This window comes from Dickeya oryzae (genome assembly GCF_020406815.2).
GTDB lineage: Bacteria > Pseudomonadota > Gammaproteobacteria > Enterobacterales > Enterobacteriaceae > Dickeya > Dickeya oryzae.
Map to the genome: position 1 here is coordinate 367,078 of NZ_CP162670.1, position 19,403 is coordinate 386,480.

General features: G+C 51.4%; 18 protein-coding genes. 13 read left to right on the forward strand and 5 right to left on the reverse strand.

All coding sequences use genetic code 11. From position 1 onward, the window contains the following. Nucleotides 1-27: 27 nt before the first annotated feature. A complete protein-coding gene (gene pelB / locus LF929_RS01655; RefSeq protein ID WP_210175163.1) occupies nt 28-1,155 on the reverse strand; it encodes a pectate lyase PelB in 1,128 nt (375 codons plus the stop codon). Between the two features lie 437 nt (nt 1,156-1,592). Then, nucleotides 1,593-2,720, reverse strand: a complete 1,128-nt coding sequence (pelC, locus tag LF929_RS01660) for a pectate lyase PelC (RefSeq protein WP_210175162.1) — start codon at nt 2,718-2,720, stop codon at nt 1,593-1,595. Between the two features lie 293 nt (nt 2,721-3,013). Here pelC and LF929_RS01665 point away from each other — a divergent pair, with 293 nt between their 5' ends. The 11 genes from LF929_RS01665 (at nt 3,014) to tnpA (ending at nt 13,470) form a co-directional block, all read left to right on the forward strand. Beyond that, the gene (locus tag LF929_RS01665; protein ID WP_210175161.1) at nt 3,014-3,160 is read left to right on the forward strand and encodes a hypothetical protein; all 147 of its coding nucleotides are present in this window, start codon (nt 3,014-3,016) and stop codon (nt 3,158-3,160) included. 128 nt (nt 3,161-3,288) lie between these two features. Further along, complete coding sequence (locus LF929_RS01670) at nt 3,289-4,320, forward strand: gamma-aminobutyric-acid receptor subunit beta (protein ID WP_210175160.1); 1,032 nt, start codon at nt 3,289-3,291, stop codon at nt 4,318-4,320. Continuing rightward, nucleotides 4,317-4,658, forward strand: a complete 342-nt coding sequence (locus tag LF929_RS01675; protein WP_226092802.1) for a hypothetical protein — start codon at nt 4,317-4,319, stop codon at nt 4,656-4,658. The genes LF929_RS01670 and LF929_RS01675 overlap by 4 nt, the downstream gene beginning before the upstream one ends. Nucleotides 4,659-4,893: 235 nt before the next feature. Beyond that, nucleotides 4,894-5,520 carry a glycoside hydrolase family 19 protein gene (locus tag LF929_RS01680; RefSeq protein ID WP_016942967.1) on the forward strand — a complete coding sequence of 209 codons (627 nt, stop codon included), beginning with the start codon at nt 4,894-4,896 and terminating at the stop codon, nt 5,518-5,520. Between the two features lie 539 nt (nt 5,521-6,059). Further along, on the forward strand, nt 6,060-8,024 hold the full coding sequence (locus tag LF929_RS01685; RefSeq protein ID WP_210175159.1) for a PatA/PatG family cyanobactin maturation protease: 1,965 nt from the start codon (nt 6,060-6,062) through the stop codon (nt 8,022-8,024). 106 nt (nt 8,025-8,130) lie between these two features. Further along, on the forward strand, nt 8,131-8,280 hold the full coding sequence (locus tag LF929_RS01690) for a hypothetical protein (protein WP_012886384.1): 150 nt from the start codon (nt 8,131-8,133) through the stop codon (nt 8,278-8,280). 350 nt (nt 8,281-8,630) lie between these two features. Continuing rightward, on the forward strand, nt 8,631-8,885 hold the full coding sequence (locus LF929_RS01695; protein WP_038909172.1) for a helix-turn-helix transcriptional regulator: 255 nt from the start codon (nt 8,631-8,633) through the stop codon (nt 8,883-8,885). Nucleotides 8,886-9,400: 515 nt separating this feature from the next. After that, a complete protein-coding gene (locus LF929_RS01700) occupies nt 9,401-10,606 on the forward strand; it encodes an AraC family transcriptional regulator (protein WP_038905843.1) in 1,206 nt (401 codons plus the stop codon). A gap of 237 nt (nt 10,607-10,843) precedes the next feature. After that, a complete protein-coding gene (locus tag LF929_RS01705; protein ID WP_210175206.1) occupies nt 10,844-11,419 on the forward strand; it encodes an aminodeoxychorismate synthase component II in 576 nt (191 codons plus the stop codon). Between the two features lie 133 nt (nt 11,420-11,552). Then, the gene (locus LF929_RS01710) at nt 11,553-12,776 is read left to right on the forward strand and encodes an aspartate aminotransferase family protein (RefSeq protein ID WP_016942972.1); all 1,224 of its coding nucleotides are present in this window, start codon (nt 11,553-11,555) and stop codon (nt 12,774-12,776) included. Between the two features lie 235 nt (nt 12,777-13,011). Beyond that, the gene (tnpA, locus tag LF929_RS01715; RefSeq protein ID WP_033570971.1) at nt 13,012-13,470 is read left to right on the forward strand and encodes an IS200/IS605-like element IS1541D family transposase; all 459 of its coding nucleotides are present in this window, start codon (nt 13,012-13,014) and stop codon (nt 13,468-13,470) included. A 187-nt stretch (nt 13,471-13,657) separates the two neighbouring features. Here tnpA and ulaR read toward each other — a convergent pair whose 3' ends face one another. From ulaR to ulaG, 3 genes are all read right to left on the reverse strand, one after another. Then, a complete protein-coding gene (ulaR, locus tag LF929_RS01720; RefSeq protein ID WP_038909159.1) occupies nt 13,658-14,431 on the reverse strand; it encodes an HTH-type transcriptional regulator UlaR in 774 nt (257 codons plus the stop codon). Between the two features lie 97 nt (nt 14,432-14,528). Next, on the reverse strand, nt 14,529-15,401 hold the full coding sequence (locus tag LF929_RS01725) for an L-ribulose-5-phosphate 3-epimerase (protein WP_038905841.1): 873 nt from the start codon (nt 15,399-15,401) through the stop codon (nt 14,529-14,531). A gap of 87 nt (nt 15,402-15,488) precedes the next feature. Beyond that, nucleotides 15,489-16,556: an L-ascorbate 6-phosphate lactonase gene (ulaG, locus tag LF929_RS01730; RefSeq protein WP_226093617.1), complete on the reverse strand. Its 1,068-nt coding sequence runs from the start codon at nt 16,554-16,556 to the stop codon at nt 15,489-15,491. A 540-nt stretch (nt 16,557-17,096) separates the two neighbouring features. Here ulaG and LF929_RS01735 point away from each other — a divergent pair. Both LF929_RS01735 and LF929_RS01740 read left to right on the forward strand, forming a co-directional pair. Beyond that, complete coding sequence (locus LF929_RS01735; RefSeq protein ID WP_210175739.1) at nt 17,097-18,842, forward strand: PTS ascorbate-specific subunit IIBC; 1,746 nt, start codon at nt 17,097-17,099, stop codon at nt 18,840-18,842. A gap of 46 nt (nt 18,843-18,888) precedes the next feature. Continuing rightward, a complete protein-coding gene (locus tag LF929_RS01740; protein ID WP_038905838.1) occupies nt 18,889-19,365 on the forward strand; it encodes a PTS sugar transporter subunit IIA in 477 nt (158 codons plus the stop codon). Nucleotides 19,366-19,403 lie beyond the last annotated feature (38 nt).

Sequence of the window (19,403 nt, forward strand, 5' to 3'; positions counted from 1 at the left end):
GACATCAGTCAGGCTGTCGGGAACGTATTACTTACAGGCTGCACTGGTCAGTGTTGCCAGGTTTTTGCCTACCCCGGCGTAGTTAGCCAGTTTGTCTTTCACGCACTGGGCGCTAACCGGGCTGTAGCTGTAAGGCACCGTCGGGTAGGTACCGGTGGATGTCCAACTGTCGGCGTTAACGTAAGCCTTGGTGTCGGCTGTCCAGGTAATGTTGTAAGTCGCAAAATCGGCCGGTTTGGTGATGTTGTTATTCTTCAGTACCCAGGTACCGAAATTGCTGCCGTCATAGCGTGACGTTACCGGGCTTACCGCATTTTCGAACCAGTTGTTTTCGATCAGCGCCTTACCATTCTGACGGACGTTCAGGCCAGAGCTGGTGATATTGGTGTACAGGTTGTTGTATGCATGAACATTCCCCCCGCGTTGCAACGGCAGACGGGCGTTGACATCGTTGTAAATGTTGTGGTGGTAAGTGATGTTGCGTTCAGCGCTGTCAGAAGAACTGAAGCCCGCCAGACCGACCTTCTTCACTCCGTGGATGTAGTTGTAGGAGATGGTGACGTAAGTAGCGCCTTTTTTGATATCGAAGGCGGATTCAAAGGTGGTGTCGCCGTCTTTGGTACCGTCACATTCGTGGTTCGCAGCGAACAGTTCGTTATGATCCAGCCAGACATTTGGTGAGTTGTCGATACGGAACATGTCGCCATCCTGAGCACCGCCCGGCAGGTAGCCGATACGCATGTTGCGTACCACGACGTCGGAGGAATTGACTATCCAGATACCGAAGTTCGCGGAAGAACCATTGGCACCAATGATAGTGATACCTTTGGTGAAATCTTTAATTTCCACGCCACGGGCATCTTTGCTCCACTGACCGCAAATGTTGGCGGCTGCCGCGTTGATCAGACTGTCTTCGTTACCGGTATAGGTGATGATCAGCGGGTAGGCACCGCCTTTCACTTTCTTACCGTTGGAGTCGAGTTTGGCGGCATCGATGATATTCACAATGTCCTGCATGGACGTCGCCGTTTTGCTGACCGCACCCGTGACGTTACCACCGTCCGTTTTGGTATAACCGCCGGTATCTGCGGCCAGGCTGGATTGACTGAATGCCAGCAGCAGACCGGCGGCAATGGGAGTAATGAATGATTTCATGAGTCGTGTTCCTGTTTTTAAAAAATGTGAAATGGGCATTTATCGTTCCACATGCCCTTATTGGTGGTTGATGCAGCCGCGATATTCCCGTCATGCTTCATGTTGCAAGGGCATTAACTGCCGTTCAGTCACACAACTCATGCAGGGTACACATAAGTAAAACCGAATCGCATGAATCAACCTGTGCTCAGTTTTAGCTCAAAAAGACGACATTTCAATAGGTGAAACGGCAGTTCATTATTAGTAACGGTTATGTTTTTTCAAATTTTGACAGGCATCACTCTTTGTGGACGGAGTTCTGACCTGCTGGTTATAACCTTTAATAATTAAAAACCTGCCGATTATTAAATTCATTCGCCAGATGAGTGGCAGGCTGATCCATACCGGTAATCGAGCAGGCGATTGCCTGCTCGATTACCGCGTTATTGATTGCCGGGTTACTGACAGGCTGCGCTGGTCAGCGTGGCCAGGTTTTTACCTACACCGGCGTAATTAGCCAGTTTGTCCTTCACACACTGCGCGCTAACCGGGCTGTAGCTATAGCTCACCGCCGGGAAGGTACCGGTGGAGGTCCAGCTATCCGCATTCACGTAAGGTTTGGTGTCTGCCGTCCAGGTGATGCCGTAGGTCGAGAAGTCTGCCGGTTTGGCGATATTGTTGTTTTTCAGCACCCAGGTGCCGAAATTCTTGCCGTCATAACGGGATGTCACCGGATTCACCGCGTTTTCGAACCAGTTGTTTTCGATCAAGGCCTGGCCGTTCTGACGCACGTTGAGACCGGAACTGGTGACATTGGTGTACAGGTTGTTGTAAGCATGCACCAGACCACCGCGTTGTAACGGCAGGCGGGCGTTCACGTCGTTATAGCGGTTATGGTGATAGGTGATGTTGCGACCGGTGTCGCTGCTGCTGGAACCGTCCAGCCCCACTTTTTTCACACCGTGGATGTAGTTGTAGGAAACGGTGACGTAATCTGACGCCCCTTTGATATCTACCGCGGATTCAAAGGTGGTGTCGCCGTCTGGCGTACCGTCGCACTCATGGTTGGCGGCGAACAATTCGTTATGGTCAACCCAGACGTTCGGCGAATCATCTACGCGGATCATGTCGCCATCTTTAGCCCCGCCCGGCAAATAACCGATACGCATGTTTTGTACCACCACGTCAGAGGATTTCTTAATCCAGATACCGAAGTTAGCGGAAGAGCCGTTAGCACCGATGATGGTGATCCCTTTGGTGAACTCCTTGATTTCCACGCCGCGGGGGTCTTTGCTCCACTGGCCACAGATATTGGCGGCAGCGGCGTTGATCAGCGAGTCTTCATTACCGGTATAGGTGATGACCAGTGGGTACGCGCCACCCTTCACCTTTTTGCCGTTAGCATCCAGACGGGCCGCCGCGATGATATCGACGATATCTTGCATCGATGCAGCCGTCTTGCTGACTGCACCTGTCACGTTGCCCCCGGCAGTTGCGGCGTAACCGCCGGTATTGGTGGCAGCCAGCACGGGTTGGCTGAGTGCCAGTAACAGTCCAGCGGTAATCGGGGTAATGAGTGATTTCATAGCCTGTATTCCTTTTCTCTAAACCATCAATAAGTTTGTGGGCATGAGTTTTTCCCTGCGCCCGTAGTGGACGTTGGCCGGTATGCCGGTAGATGAAAGCTGTCCATGCATGCCGGTCACCAGACTCAGTTTTAGTGTAAAAATCGAACACTTCAACAATCGAAATGCCATTTCACTATCTGGATCGAATAGATTTTTTAATAGTTTTGAGCAGGGTCACGCTAACGGGTTTCGGTTACAGGGTTGGCAACAACTATTCAGTAAATCTTCATAGTTTTGGTTTGGAATGAATTGTGAAGTCGTTCACAGGCACGGTGGCCGATCCGTTCGCTGACCCGGTTGTGCCACCCGATGGCTTCTCTCCCGCGTTTCGCCGTATTTCCACGTTGAACAGCCGCGCTCGTGAAGCGGGCGATTTCTTACTCTGCTCTTATCGCTGACATGAGCAAAGGGTGGGGGATATGCAACCAATTGATGAACTGACGATTTTGGCCGATGGGCTACATGATGTGGTACGAAGGCGAATTTTGCGCACTGGTGCTTTTGTGCCGGTTACGGAGGTGTGATTATGCGAACGCTATGGGTATGCATTGCAGCGGGGTGTCTGTTTTGGGGGGGGACGGTGTGGGCGGCGGAGGTAGATAATGCGCCGGATACCCAACCAGTCGATGTGAGCGTGAGTATTTTTATCAATAAAATTTACGGCGTAAACACCCTCGACCAAACCTACAAGGTGGATGGTGATCTGGTCGCGCAATGGACCGACAAACCACGCAAAACACCCGGTGACAAGCCATTGATTGTTGAGAATAGCCAGGTCGAGTGGTGGATTAAGAATGGCTTGTGGGTACCGGCGCTGGAATTTATCAACGTGGTGGGCAGCCCGGATACCGGTAATAAATGCCTGATACTATTTCCCGATGGGCGGGTTATCTATAACGCCCGCTTTTTGGGGGCGTTCAGTAATGACATGGATTTCCGCCAGTTCCCGTTTGATCACCAACAGTTCGTGCTGGAACTGGAACCTTTTTCCTATAACAATCAGCAATTACGCTTCAGCAGCATCAAGGTTTATACCGAACACATCGATGACGAAGAGATAGATGAGTGGGAGATTAGGGGAAAAGTCGCCACCTATATCAGCGATATTCGTTATAACCATTTGAGCAGTGTACAGCCCAATCAGAACGATTTTTCCCGTATTACAGTACAGATAGATGCGGTTCGCAACCCGTCCCACTATCTGTGGAGTTTTATCCTGCCGCTGGGGTTGATTATCGCCGCTTCCTGGAGCGTGTTCTGGCTCGAATCGTTTTCCGAGCGTTTGCAGACCTCGTTCACGCTGATGCTGACCGTGGTGGCCTATGCGTTTTACACCAGCAATATTCTGCCGCATCTGCCTTACACCACAATCATCGATCAGATGATCATCGCCGGGTATGGCAGCATTTTCGCGGCGATTCTGCTGATCATCTTCGCCCATCATCGTCAGGTGAACGGCGTGGAAGATGAGCGATTGATACGCCGCTGTCGTCTGGTTTTTCCGCTCAGCTTTCTGGCGATAGGCGGGATGCTGGTTATTCGGGGGATCACGCTATGAACGTTTCACCTGCACGGGCTGCTCTGGTTGAAGCGTTGTTCGCCAGCCTGATTTTTATCGGCTTGTTGTTGAACGTGCGATCGGCTGCATCCACCCTGTCTGGCGATGAACACCAGTGCATCACCGCGCGTACCGAGCGTGATGAGCCGCTTTACCAGCAACTTGCGATGCAACTGGAGCGTATTCGTCAGGCGGTCGCAGGATGTGCGTTACATCTATACCATGATCCTGGATTAGGACAAGGTGCGCTTTGTCTGCCGTCATGCCCGCGCTATTCTGGTTTCCGCGCTGGTGGTCGGCTGCGCGTTCCTCTGTTATCTGGTGTGGGAATTGGTTGAGCACCAAACGCCGTTTCAATAAATACCGCTTCTTGATGCCTGGTCTCGTCGCAGGCACAGGAATACTGCCGTTTTGCTTCGTTGCCCCGGTTGATGACCGGGGCGCAGGCTCATGATGTCCTGATTTCCTCCGATTTTGCTGCATGTTCCCCTGCTTTTTACCGAGATTTCCCCAAGAGAGGGAGGCGTCTTCCTCTGCAAACTGACTGCGTCAAGCCATTGAGGAGGAAACCGAATGACTCTTGAAATTAGTCAGGAAAAGTTAAAAAAGGTAATGACGGCCGCGGGTGCTGACGATCTCGCGCAATTCCAGCCGGCGTTACAGCAGGAATGCAACGCGGCGCAGATCGACACCCCTTTGCGTTTTGCGCATTTTATTGCCCAGATTGCGCATGAGAGCAATGAATTGCGCGCCCGGGTGGAGAACCTGAATTACAGCGCGAAAGGGCTGCGCTCGGTGTTCGGGCGTTATTTCACCACGGATGAGATGGCCGCACAGTGTGAACGCAACCCCGAAGCTATCGCCAATATTGTTTATGCCAACCGACTGGGTAATGGCGCGACGCAAACCGGTGATGGCTGGAAGTATCGCGGCCGTGGGCTGATTCAATTGACGGGACGGGATAACTATCGTGCCTGTGGCAGTGCCATTGGACAGGATTTGGTGACCAATCCTGACTTGATTAGCCAGAATCCGGATGTTTCGGTGGCGGCGGCAATTTGGTTTTGGAAAAAGAACGGTCTCAACGAGTTGGCCGATCAGGATGATATCAACGGGATCACCCGTAGGATTAATGGCGGCTTGAATGGCCTGGTTGATCGTAAAAACTATCTGGCGAAGGCTAAACGCGTTTTTAACTGATAAACGTGTTTTTAACTGATAAACGTATTTTTAACTGATAAATAGCATGGCATGCGGATAATACCGGTGCCAGAGGCCAGGTCGGCAATGAAATGTGGCGCCGGTTTATCTGGAACCGATATTCTCCGTAACGATGTTAACGCCGCGTCTTTTTAAAACGGGGTGTGTTGTTCAATAAGATTTCAGTATTTTATTGGACGATTATGGGTAACCTATTGAGTTACCTTAAGCTGATAAAACTGATACTAAAGTGATACCAAAATATTCTTTAAGTAAGGCTAGTATGAATTTATTCGTTCAGGATAAATAAATGACACATCGCAGGTTGTTTAAATCATCAGTGACGATGATATTTATTGCGATAGTCTAGTGCGATAGTCGTGTTTGCTGTGTGAAAGTACTGCGCCAGTTTCAGAGTGAAAGAAAATATAACCGGACAGCATGGTTATCATTCATGTGATAGTCGTGGTTGTTATTCTCTTACGACTAAACATGGTCTGAAAACACCGGGGATTTTACATCCACATTCAGGAAAGAGAATGATGATGCACTCGTCTAACACTCGTGATGTATTCGTTGATAATCCGTTGTCGGGATTGCAGCAATTAGGGATAAATGGAGAGGGAGTGAAAATCGGTATTATTGATGGTGCCATTGATAGCCATCACCCGATATTAAACCATTTAACCATTGAACACCTGGCTGCACAGCAAAATAAAACGACCTCACACGGAACGGCAGTCAGCAGTATTATTGGCGGAAAAGGTGTAGGTATTGCTCCGGCCGTCACTATTTTGAGTATCCCTGTATTTCATGAGGATGAACGGGGGAATATTCATGGCTGTTCTGAACGCACCCTGGCAAAAGCGATTCGTGATGCCCGTTTACATGGCTGTCATATTATTAACGTGAGTGGTGCATCATTATCGATAAATGGCCAGGGAACGGATGAATTACGTAAAGCCATTGACGATTGTGAAAAAGAAGGCGTGTTGATTGTTGCCGCTGTCGGTAATGAAGGCCGTAATAGTGAATCCTTGCCGGCATCAATGGATTTTGTTCTGGCTGTTGGTGCCTGTGATAAAGAAGGGTTGCCCGCTCCATTTAATAACTATGGGTTGAAACTGAGAAAGAAAATGTTGCTGGCATCTGGTGTATCCATTCCTGTTGCTACGCCGAATTATGATCTGTCTGTTGTATCTGGCAGCAGTTTTTCTGCCCCGGTGGTGTCGGCAATATCGGCGTTAATCATGAGGGCAATAAATGTGGCGGGGCATTGCCGTGCGCCACAAATTATTCGGGAGCTGTTGTTTACTACAGCGACCCCACTGGTGTTGTCAACGGCAGCTAATCGGGAGTCAGTGATATACCGATTAAATATTCAGAAAGTATTCCGGCAAATAGCACAGGAATTCTCTCACCAACCACCCAAAAGGATCATGACCATGTCAACTGAAGAAAAAAATATTGAGCCTGCCGCTGTGGAGCTGCTGGTTCCCTCGATTATCGACACCCATCAGGAGAGTCAGGATGTGGCGTTGGGCGATGATGCTGTACTGGCGCCTTCCAGCCTGAGTGCCGACGTGAGTGCGCCATCGCGTGACGCTGGCCTGGCGTTACCCAAAATCAGCGACCCGGCGGCCAACCATTATGTGCATGCGCCCGCCCGGCGGATTATGCCGCAGTCTTCTGCGCTGGATGCGCGCACAGTGCGTGATCAGGAAAAGATTTTTGTTATCGGCCAGGTTGGCTATGACTTCGGTACCGAAGCACGGTTGGATTACTTCACCCAGGTTATGGGCAATAAAAGCGGCTATCCGTTTGATCCGGTGCAAATGGCCGAACATTTGAATACCGGCGATAACGCGGAGCAATCCAACGCGTTGATCTGGACATTAAAAATCGACGGTATTCCGGTGTACGCCATTAAACCGGATGCACAGTTCGCGGTGCTGGAATACGCCCGTCTGGTGGAGTTCCTGTACGAGCAGGAAACCAAAGGCGTAGAACGTGTTTCCATCGCCGGGATTATCAGCGGTGAAACGCGGCTGTTCAACGGCCAGGTGATTCCGACCATCAGCCCGGTATTACGCGGCATGTTCAACTGGGAATCCCAGGATATTTCGAAAATGCTGATGGGCGAAAGCGCCGTCGGTACGCCGAAATCCAAAGAGCTGATTAACTTCATCAACCGTATTTACTACGAGCTGCGTAACCGTGGTTACGAGTCGAATGAGCGCGCGATTAACTATGCGGCCACCAACGCGTATCAGATGAAAGAAATCTTCGATGACGCCTTCGCTGAAGGGTTATTCCTGAACAAAATCAGCGCAGAGCGCAGCCCGGTCAGCCGCCCGGAATCCGATTGCTGGGACGTGGTACTGGAGTTCTTCAACCCGAAAGAACGCCTTACTGCCGCCCGCAAACTGTATCGCTACACCATTGACGTCAGCGATGTCATGCCGGTCACCATCGGCACGCTGCGTAGCTGGCATGCCTATTAATACCGGCTTGCCGTTTGTTCTCGGTTTTAAGATTTGCCGCCAGTTGGGGGCATTAACCTGGGGATATCCCCAAAATACGATGTAAATACACTCAAGGAGAAATACCATGAAACTTCCAACCCAAGCACAGAATGTGAACCGCGCTAACCGTGTTGCTGAAGCCAAAGCCTCTGGCGTTAACCCGGCTTTCTGGGGTGAAGCACTGAATCTGCTGAAAAAAGCAGGCCAGGGCGCGCTGAGCGGCGTACTGAGCTAATCGACAATGGTGCATGGCCATATGGCCATGCACCATTTCTTCATAATAAGAAAAAATACAGTGATGTAATACGGTAATAATTATATTGTCAAAATCAGGGGATATGACGTTCGGTGAATGTACATCATAACGAATTAATAGGTTCGATTGTGGCTCTGCATGATTCATGTGCATGAATATCAACCCACAGTAAATGAGGGTTGATGTTTAAAGTGTGTGATGAAAATAGTGCCATAAAAAGAGCGTATTAATTTTTATTGCAGAGGGGAATGTATGTCTAACAATGGATTTTTCTTGAACACCGCAGTGATCAAAGACCTGAGGCTAAAAAAAAATTAAGTCAGGAGGAATTGTCGGAGCAGAGTCTTGAGTCGAAGTGTTATATCTCTATCTCTACAGTAAAAAGAGCCGAGTTGGGCAAGCCTATTTCCAGGCAAACGTTGTGTAAATTTGCGAAATTCTTTGATGTCACGGTAGACAATCTCATTTTACCCCCACATGAGCGGGTTTCTCGTGACGTGACTCACGATGAGTGTAAATGTATCGCGTTTATTTTTGCCGGGATATATAACATGTTGGTTATGAATGAGGCGAATAAGACCTGATTGTAGACATAGAAAATAATATTTTAATGAAGGCCATATTAACCCTCGAATGATTGTTGTGAGGGTGGGTGATTATCGATAAGCTCAGGCATGAACTGTAGCGGTCACATCACCAATGTTGGCGTTGTGAATTGAATTTGAGTGCCAGCAGGGAAAGCATTTTATTTCTATCCCATGTTTGCGGTGATAATGAATAAAAACAGTAAAGGGATTTACTTTATTTTGCCAGGGTGTAGTCAGGACGGTTTTTTTACAGGGTATATCGCTATCACATTTCAGGTTGCCGGTGTGTGTATTGATGGGTTTTCCCCAGCCATTCACCTGCGTCAGCACCTGGGTTATTGCTGCATTGCTGTTTTTGGGTAATCCGAATTATTGGGATAGGGATAGGTGTTTTTATGGTTGGAGTAGCGGTTGAAATAAGACGGTAGAGTTGTATAAGCCATACCCGTTCTTATGAAGGAGTACATTGTTGTGAAATGTACGCTGGCAGGAGTTGAATAAAGGATTTTCCCGTGAAAACAGAAAATATACTACCTGGTAAATTAAGAAATATTCCTGCTGAAAAGATCCCTCTGGCGGGTTATTCGGTAGGAAGGCATATTCCTGAATTCATCTTTTTACCCTCTGCGCTGCGTGGGCAAATCGATCGGTTATTGCTGTCCGGCAGGCCGATTCTGCTGTATGGCGAACCGGGTGCCGATCTGTCTGATATCACCAGCTATATTCGTGCCAGACTGCTGGCATCACAAGGGCGTTATGTCGAGCTCAGCGGCGAGGGTGACCCAACGAAACAGGTGAGGGATATGTTGGCCTCACTGCCTGACGGTCATCGGTTGACGCTGTGCATACCGGGCTTTGACGCCCTGACCGAGCAACAACAACAGACGTTGCTGACACAATTGCAGGATGAGCATACCGGTCGCAATGCGCTGCGGCTGGTATTCGGATTGATAGCCACGCCGACAGAGCGCGGTGCGTTGCCGACACAACCCGGCGCACAACTGATGTCGACATTTGGGTGCCAGCTATTGTCTGTGTCGGCCCTGAAAGGCAAAACGCCGGAGATAGTCGAATTGGTGCACGCGGCCTGGCAGGCGTACCGTCAATCGGTCCGGCAGACGCTGCATCCTGACGTACTGTTTTATCTGCACCATTACGAATGGCCCGGCAATGTCAGGCAGTTGTGGCACAGCGTCGCCCGGCTATTAATGCTCAGTGAGGATGCTGAGATTAGCCTGGCTCAGGCCAGCCGTATTCTGCCGCATATTATCCCCCCAACGGAGCTGGCGCAGAGAGGGGAAGGACGGCGGATTAACCGCTCATTGTGTGACGCGGTACTCAGCCGTGATCAGGACGCGTTGCAGCAGTTTCACCCCTCGGTGATCAAAGCGCTGTTGTATCTGGGTGAGCATTTTCAACGTGAAGTGACGCTGATTGAACTGGCGGAGAATTCGCATATCAGTCCGTCGCATCTTTCTTATCTGCTCAAGCACAGTCTTGGCTTATCGTTTAAACAGATTCTGAACCAGACCCGCATTTTCTATGCCTGCCAGCGGCTGGAGTGCCACCCCATGAGTCGCATTACCAACCTCTATCTGGATTGCGGCTATGGCGACCTGAGCCATTTTGAAAAGATGTTTAAGCGCTACACCGGTGCCACTCCTATCGAGTTTCGCAAACAGTTCAATCCGATGCTGCTGCGTAATGAAACCGGGTGAGAGCCAGGTTGTCACGAAACGCCCCGGTCGTGACTGGCCGGGGTTTTCCCGTGAGGTCGTCAGGTTTTTATCCCCGCTTTCTGCACCACATTTACGTTCTGTACCGATTGTTTCCACCTCGTATCTGGACATCCGCCTCTCAACTCTTCAGACTCGGCACATTCATTCGACATCATGCGCGGTCAGCATGATATCGACGACGCATCTGGCGTCATTTATCTGCTGATCAATAAAGATATGCTGCTACTTATCGATAACTACGACTCCTTTACCTACAACCTGTACCAGTATTTTTGCGAACTGGGCTCAGCGGTGCTGGTCAGGCGTAATGATGCGCTGACGCTGGCAGACATCGAGCGGTTATCGCCGCAACGACTGGTGATTTCTCCCGGCCCCTGTACACCGGATGACGCAGGGATCTCGCTGGCAGCGATTCGCCATTTTGCCGGTCAACTGCCGATTCTGGGGGTATGTCTGGGGCATCAGGCGTTGGGACAGGTCTTCGGCGCGCAGGTGGTGCGCGCCCGTCAGGTGATGCATGGCAAAACCTCGCCAGTGCGGCATACCGGGCGTGGTGTGTTCGCCGGGCTGGCAAATCCGCTCACTGTCACGCGTTACCATTCGCTGGTGCTGGAAAAAAATACGCTGCCTGACTGTTTTGAGGTCACAGCCTGGACTGAGCTTGACGGTGATATCGACGAGATCATGGGAATACGTCATCGTTCGTTGCCGCTGGAAGGTGTGCAGTTTCATCCAGAAAGCATCCTCAGCCAGCAAGGGCACCAGTTATTGAAAAATTTCCTTGATTTATAGTCGGATAGCGCAGGTCAGGCCGGGCGTATCGGATTAGTGATTGCCTATTTTTGATTTTTTATGCATATTTATTGATTATATTTTCACTTAAGATCTTCACTCCACACTACGGGATATGACAACGGGGCAGCAAATGGCGACAGAGAAAGCAGCAGTAACACGGGATACTTACGATAAGGTAATTCTTCCGGTTTATGCACCCGCGCAGTTTGTGCCGGTAAAAGGCAAAGGGAGCCGTGTCTGGGATCAGCAGGGCAAAGAATATATCGATTTTTCTGGTGGCATCGCGGTAACCGCACTGGGACATTGCCATCCTGCGTTGGTGGCGGCGTTGAAAGAGCAGGGTGAAACCCTGTGGCACACCAGCAACGTATTCACCAACGAACCAGCACTGCGTCTGGCGACCAAACTGATCAACGCCACGTTTGCCGATCGTGTGTTTTTCGCCAACTCCGGTGCAGAAGCCAATGAAGCGGCGTTTAAACTGGCACGGCATTACGCCATTACCCGTCATAGCCCGTACAAAACCAAGATAATCTCGTTTTACCAGTCGTTTCATGGCCGTACCTTGTTTACCGTGTCGGTCGGTGGTCAGCCGAAATATGCCGATGGCTTTGGCCCGAAACCGGCGGATATCGTGCATGTGCCGTTCAACGATTTGGACGCGGTCAAAGCCGTGATGGATGACCACACCTGTGCCGTGGTGCTGGAGCCGATTCAGGGCGAAGGCGGCATTACCCCAGCAACACCGGCGTTCCTCAAGGGGGTGCGTGAGCTGTGCGATCAGTATCAGGCGCTGCTGGTGTTTGATGAAGTGCAGTGTGGTATGGGCCGCAGCGGTAAACTGTTCTCTTATATGCACTACGGTATCACGCCGGATATTCTGACCACCGCGAAAGCGCTGGGCGGTGGTTTCCCGATCAGCGCCATGCTGACCACGGAAGAGATTGCGTCGGTGATGGCGGTCGGGACGCACGGCACCACCTATGGCGGCAACCCGCTGGCGTGCGCGGTGGCGGAAGCGGCGCTGGATGTGATCAATACACCGGAAGTGCTGTCCGGCGTGGTCGATCGCCATGCACGTTTTGTGTCTGCGCTCGAGCGCATCAACGCCCAGTACGGCATTTTTGATGAAATTCGTGGCATGGGTTTACTGCTGGGCGCACAACTGAAACCGGCCTGGCATGGTCGCGCCCGTGATTTTCTGGCGGCATCGGCAGATCTGGGGTTGATGATTTTGGTGGCGGGGCCGGATGTGATCCGTTTTGTGCCGTCGCTGGTGATCACCCCGGAAGAGATAGACCAGGGGATGGCGCTGTTTGAAAAAGCCGTGGCACAGGTGGTGAAGGGCGCGTAAGCCGCGCTTTTACGCATCACGGCAACACGTTTCTGCGAAGAGCGTAAAGTACATGAAAAGCAAGAGGGTGACCAATGGTCACCCTCTTTGTTGTCTATAGAAAACCCCCAGCTAGGCTGGGGGTTCCGTAAAGCTTCCAGCTTTGGGGCGGATATAAAAACCCCTTTTGATTTGTTAAAACACCTTGCGGTCTGGCAACTGCAATGGTCAAACAAGAAATCAAAAGGGGGTCCCAATGGGGGACGAAAAGAGCTTAGCGCACACTCGCTGGAACTGTAAATATCACATAGTTTTCGCACCCAAATACCGAAGACAGGTCTTCTACGGTGAGAAACGGCGTGTAGTAGGGAGTATCTTAAGAAAGCTGTGTGAATGGAAAAATGTGCAGATTCTGGAAGCAGAGTGCTGTGCTGATCACATACATATGCTTGTGGAGATCCCGCCGAAGATGAGTGTATCGAGCTTCATGGGGTATCTGAAAGGCAAAAGTAGCCTGATGCTCTATGAACAATTTGGTGATCTGAAATTCAAATATAGGAACAGGGAGTTTTGGTGCCGAGGGTATTATGTAGATACGGTGGGTAAAAATACATCGAAGATCCGGGACTACATAAAGCACCAACTGGAGCAGGATAAACTGGGCGAGCAGTTATCAATCCCGTATCCAGGTAGCCCGTTTACGGGCCGTAAGTAACGGATTTGGATGCAAATGTCAGATTGCGATGCGCCTGTTAGGGCGCGGCTGGTAACAGAGCCTTATAGGCGCATATGAAAAACCTCCGGCTATGCCGGAGGATATTTATTTTCGTGCTATCCCATGTCCCAGACTACCCGCACGGGAGTGATGTATCAGTAAATCCTTGCATGGTGTGAAGGGCCGGTCACACCAACATGACGCTGACCCCTTTGTCTTGCAGTTGGGCGATCACCTGTTGGTCGGCGTCTTTGCCTGTGATCAGAATATCGATCCGATCCGCTGCGCAGAACAACATACCGGCACGCTGTCCCACTTTGCTGCTGTCGGCCAGCACCACCAGTTTGCCGATGTGGTTAAGCATTTTTTGCTCGGCCATGGCCGTTAGCATATCCATTTTGTAGAGGCCGTCTGCGGTAATCCCCTTACCACTGGTGAACATCCAGTGCCCGGCATAAAGCGAGGAGATTTCGTCCTGTGGGGCCAACGTAATGGATTGCGATTTATTGTACTGCCCGCCAATGATCACCACGCCGTCATGGTCATGTTCAATCAGGTAATTCGCCAGCGGGAAATAATTGGTGATGACCTGAACATCCTGCCCACAGATTTCCTGACCCAGCACAAAGGCGGTTGAGCCGCAGTTGATCACGGCGCTTTCACCCGGTTTTATCAAGGCTGCCGCCGCTTGCGCGATACGCATTTTCTCACTGTGATGAGAGAATTCGCCACGACTGACAGGTTCATGACTGTTGAGCGGCGACCAGTGGGTTTTGGTTTGCGTGAGTGCTTCTGCACCGTTGCGCACCTTACGCAGCTTACCGGAGTCGTTGAGTTTGTTGATGTCGCGTCGGGCGGTGGCGGGAGAAATATCAAAGGCCTGCATGATACCCGTAACCGACAGATGGCGTTTTTGATTGAGCAATTCCAGGATGGCGCTGTGGCGCTGGGCTTCCGTCATATCGTGCCTGATAGTGATTGAATCTGATTTTTTTATGATTATATCCCGCATGCGCGTGAATGACAGCCGTTCCTCGGATTCTTTTGACGACATCGGTTTAGGCCAGTGCCAAACCGGCCTGACGGCCTATTTCGGCCAGACGTGCGCGGGCCAGTTTCAGGTTAGCCGCCCATTGTTCGTCTTTGGCCCACATCTCCAGTACCAGCGGGCCGTTGTAACCCATTTCGGCCAGGGTGCGGAAGATGGCGGCAAAATCCACCTCACCTTCACCAATCACCAGATCGCGGAATTGCCCCTGACTGTGCGCGGAAACCTTGCGTGTGTCTTTGAGGTGGATTTGTACGATGTGATCGCAACTGAGCTTTAGCTCGGTGCAGGTATCGTAGTTCCAGCCGGTGATGTTGCCCACATCCGGGTACGCCATAAAGTAAGGGGAAGGGATGGCTTTTTTCAGCACCTCAAATTTGCTCAGCGAATTGAGGTACGGCGTATCCATGATTTCGACCCCCAGCATGACACCGGCCCGTTCAGCCATCCGGGTAGCGGCTTTCATGCCCTCAATAAACCGCTGGTGAGTTTCGGCCGAGGGTGACTCGTAGTAGACGTCGTAGCCCGCCAACTGAATACAACGAATGCCCAGCTTGTAAGCCAGGTTAATCGCTTTTTCCATGATCTCATGGGCTTTTTCCCGGATAGCCGGGTCATGTGAGCCGAAGGGAAAGCGGCGGTGTGCGCTCAGGCACATGGACTGTAACGGGAAGTTGTTTTTCTCGCACAGATGCCGCAACTGGTAGGTTTCGCTGTCGCTCCACTCAAGTCGTTGCAATTTTTCGTCCGATTCATCGACGGATATCTCAATGAAATCAAACCCCAGCTCTTTAGCGACCAGAATCTTCTCTTCCCACGTGAACGCAGCGGGTAGCGCCTTTTCGTAAAGCCCAAGGCGAAAGGGCTTGTCAAAGTTGTGCATGTTGCTCCCTCTGTTGCGGTTCTGCCTTGCTGTGCGTGGTCAAGGCCATGAATGCCCGCAGGACGGTTCATGGCCCGCGCCTGTGCGTTACAGGAAGGATTTGTAAGGCAACTCCGGTTCGTCAATGAAGATGTCGTCAAAGCCGCGTGGATGCTGGTAATGCAGCGTGTTTTTATCGGTTGGGAAGGTGTATTTCCCGCCCACCTGCCAGAAGAACGGGCGGAAGCGGTAACCAAGCCGGTCTTTCTTCATGTTCCACAGCACTTCAATTTCACGTGGGTCACTCTGGAAGTTGGCCCAGATATCGTGATGGAACGGGATAACCACCTGAGCGTTGAGCGACTCGCCAGCGCGCAGAATGTCTGACGAGGTCATTTTGTCGGTGACACCGCGCGGGTTCTCGCCATAGGAGAGCAGGGCGACGTCAATCTGGTAGTCGTTGCCGTGTTTGGCGTAGTAGTTGGAGTAGTGCGAGTCACCCGAGTGGTAGAGGTTGCCGCCCGATGTCTTGACCAGATAGTTGACGGCCCGGTCGTCCATGCTATCCAGAATGCTCTTGTCTTTTGACGATACCCCGGCAGGCAGCGTCACCAGCGCGGTGCGGTCAAACGCATCCAGCACCTGGATAACGATGTCGCCGACCGGAATTTCATCGCCGACACGGGCGATGATGCAACGATCTTCCGGCACTCCCCAGCGCAGCCAAAGATCCACACAGGCTTTGGGGCCGATGAATTTCACGTGGTCACCGACGTTTTTCAGTACTGCCGCCGCTACATTCACATCGATGTGATCGGCATGGTCGTGAGTCGCCAGTACCGCGTCGATCTGTTTGATGCCGAAGGGATCAAGCACGAACGGCGAGGTTCTCAGGTTGGGTTGTAGCTTGCGAACCCCGCCCATACGCATCATCTGGTGCTGCTTGTTCATATAAGGGTTGGCGTGGGTTTTCTTGCCGGTACCGCACCAGAAATCGATAGAGATATTGGTATTGCCCGCTGATTTCAACCAGATGCCGGTGCACCCCAACCACCACATGGCAAAGGTATCCGGTTTCACGTTTTCCTGCTCAATCTCTTCGTTTAACCACGTGCCCCATTCAGGGAAGGTGCTCAGTATCCAGGATTCACGGGTGATCTCATCAATCTTGCTCATCGGACGTACCTTTCTGGTTTGGATGCCGCACTGCAATAGCGAACCCGGCAGCGGGTCATCGGACAATGACATGACGCACATGGCTGCGCGTCTATGATTGGTTGTGATTTTTCGTGACTATAACAATGGTTTTTTTGATTATCAATGATTGTGATGATTATTTTGTGATATGGACGAATCTTTTATGATCGGCCCCATGCGCGCATGAGCTTATTTATCTGTTTTTTATTTTATTTTTATGTTTTCCCACTGCGTAACCCATGACGGAGTCGCTGGATGACAGGAAAAATCATTCGCAAATGCTACCTGATATCGCTGACATTTCGGATTTAATGAGATTTTATCGGCAAGACATTCATCACAAAAAATCATTTCATGATGAAATATGATTGTTTGTGAGTTTACCAGGGCGACGGCCTATGCTGTCCTCCGCCCACAGAATGTAAGCAACCCATACCTGGACGGGTGGTGATCGAGTCCACTACTCCAATAGCAATCCAATAGCAGTGTCAGTGTCCTTATGTCGGACGGAGCAACGTTATGGAAACCCTCTACAGCATTTTTTATATTTTTTATAGCCAGGTGATGACCAAGGCCCCGTTGTTGTTGGGGCTGGTAACCTGTATCGGTTATCTGCTGCTTAGACGTGACGGCACCACCGTGGTGAAAGGCACGGTGAAAACCATTGTTGGTTTCATGCTGGTGCAGGTCGGATCAACGACTCTGGTGTCTGGCTTTAAGCCGGTGATAGACAAAATCTCTGAGTACCACCACCTGACCGGTTCGGTCATCGACCCTTACACCACCATGATGGCGACCATGGAAACCATGGGGAGCCGTTACTCCTGGGTAGGGTATGCGGTGTTGCTGGCGCTCGGTCTGAATATCCTGCTGGTGGTGTTCCGCCGTGTGACCGGCATTCGCACTATCATGCTCACCGGCCACATCATGTTTCAGCAGGTCGGGCTGGTGGCGGTGTTCTATGTGGTGATGGGGGCTTCCATGTGGGAAACCATCCTGTATACCGCGGTGATCATGGCGCTCTATTGGGGGATTTCCTCCAACATTATGTTTAAGCCGACCCAGGCCGTAACCGGTGGGGCGGGGTTTTCTATCGGCCATCAGCAGCAGGTCGCTTCCTGGATAGCCACCCGGCTGGCGCCTAAACTGGGCGACAAGGAAGACAGCGTTGATCAGCTCAAGCTGCCGAAATGGCTGCATATTTTCCACGACAGTATTACCGCTACCGCCATCGTAATGACGGTCTTCTTCGGCATTATCCTGCTGTCGTTCGGCCTGGATAACCTGCAAAAAATGGCCGGGTCGACCCACTGGACCATTTATATTCTGGAAACTGGCCTTCGCTTCGCGGTGGCGATTCAGGTGATTGTGGCTGGTGTGCGTATGTTCGTGGCTGAACTGTCCGAAGCGTTTAAAGGGATTTCCGAGCGCGTTATCCCCAATGCCGTGCTGGCGATTGATTGCGCCGCTATCTATGCCTATTCCCCTAATGCGATGGTGTTTGGTTTTATCTGGGGAACGCTGGGGCAGTTCCTGGCGGTGCTCGGTCTGCTGTTGCTCAACTCCTCTATCATGATCATCCCCGGTTTTATCCCGATGTTCTTCTCTAACGCCACTATCGGGGTGTTTGCCAACCACTTTGGCGGTTGGCGCGCGGTGATGAAAATCTGCTTCGTCATGGGGATCATCGAGGTACTGGGGTCGGCCTGGGCGATTCACCTGTTTGCCCATAACGGTACCAGCTTCAACGGCTGGATGGGGATGGCGGACTGGGCGCTGGTGTTCCCGCCTATTATGCAAGCGCTGTCGTTCTCATCCCTGTTCTTCTTTGTGCTGCTGGCGGGGGCTGGTGTCTACATGTATTTCGCGTCACGTACCCTGCGTCAGGAAGAAGACAGTGCGCAGTCGGTCACCGACCAGACCGACATCGACCCTGTCGAGCCGCAAGCAGCGATGCCGACTGAGGGACGTGCAGTGCGTATTCTGGCGGTGTGCGGCAACGGGCAGGGTTCTTCCATGATGATGAAGATGAAGATCGGCAAGTTTCTTGAACAACGGGGAGTGCCGCACATCATGGACTCCTGCGCCGTGGCAGATTACAAGTCCAAACTCCCGACAACCGACATTATTGTCTCGTCCAAGCATCTGGCTGGGGAAATGAGTCCCGGTGACGGCAAATTTGTGTTGGGAGTGCAAAACATGCTTAACCCACACTCTTTCGGTGACGAGTTGCTGGGGCTTATCAGGAAAAACTTTGCCGGTTAATCAATCACGCCTTCCCCTCTGCGAGGGGACGGGCAAGGAGACGCAGATGAAATTCAAACAATCGTTAATCGACAATGACTCCGTGCTGCTTCACGCCAGTGCGGCGGACTGGCGCGAGGCTATCAAACTCGGTACCGATATGTTGATTGCCTCCGGTGCTGTCGAGCCTCGCTACCATGAGGCGATTATCAGCAGTATTGAAAAGATGGGGCCTTACATCGTGATTGCGCCGCAGTTTGCTATGCCCCATGCCCGCCCGGAGAACGGTGTGAATCGCACCGCGTTTGCGCTGGTGACGCTCACCACACCGGTCAAATTTGAGGGAGAAGACGAACCGGTGGATGTGCTAATCACCCTGGCAGGGAGTACCTCCGACGAGCATATGGAAGGGTTGATGGAGGTGACCCAGATACTGGAAGACGAGCACAGCGACACCGGAATCAACCTCGACAAACTGCGGGTTTGCACCAGCTGTGAAGATGTGTTCCGTGTGATTGATAAGGCACTGGCGCAAACCGCCTGAGCGGCAACAAGGCGCTCCGGCAGGAGCGCAGGAGAAAC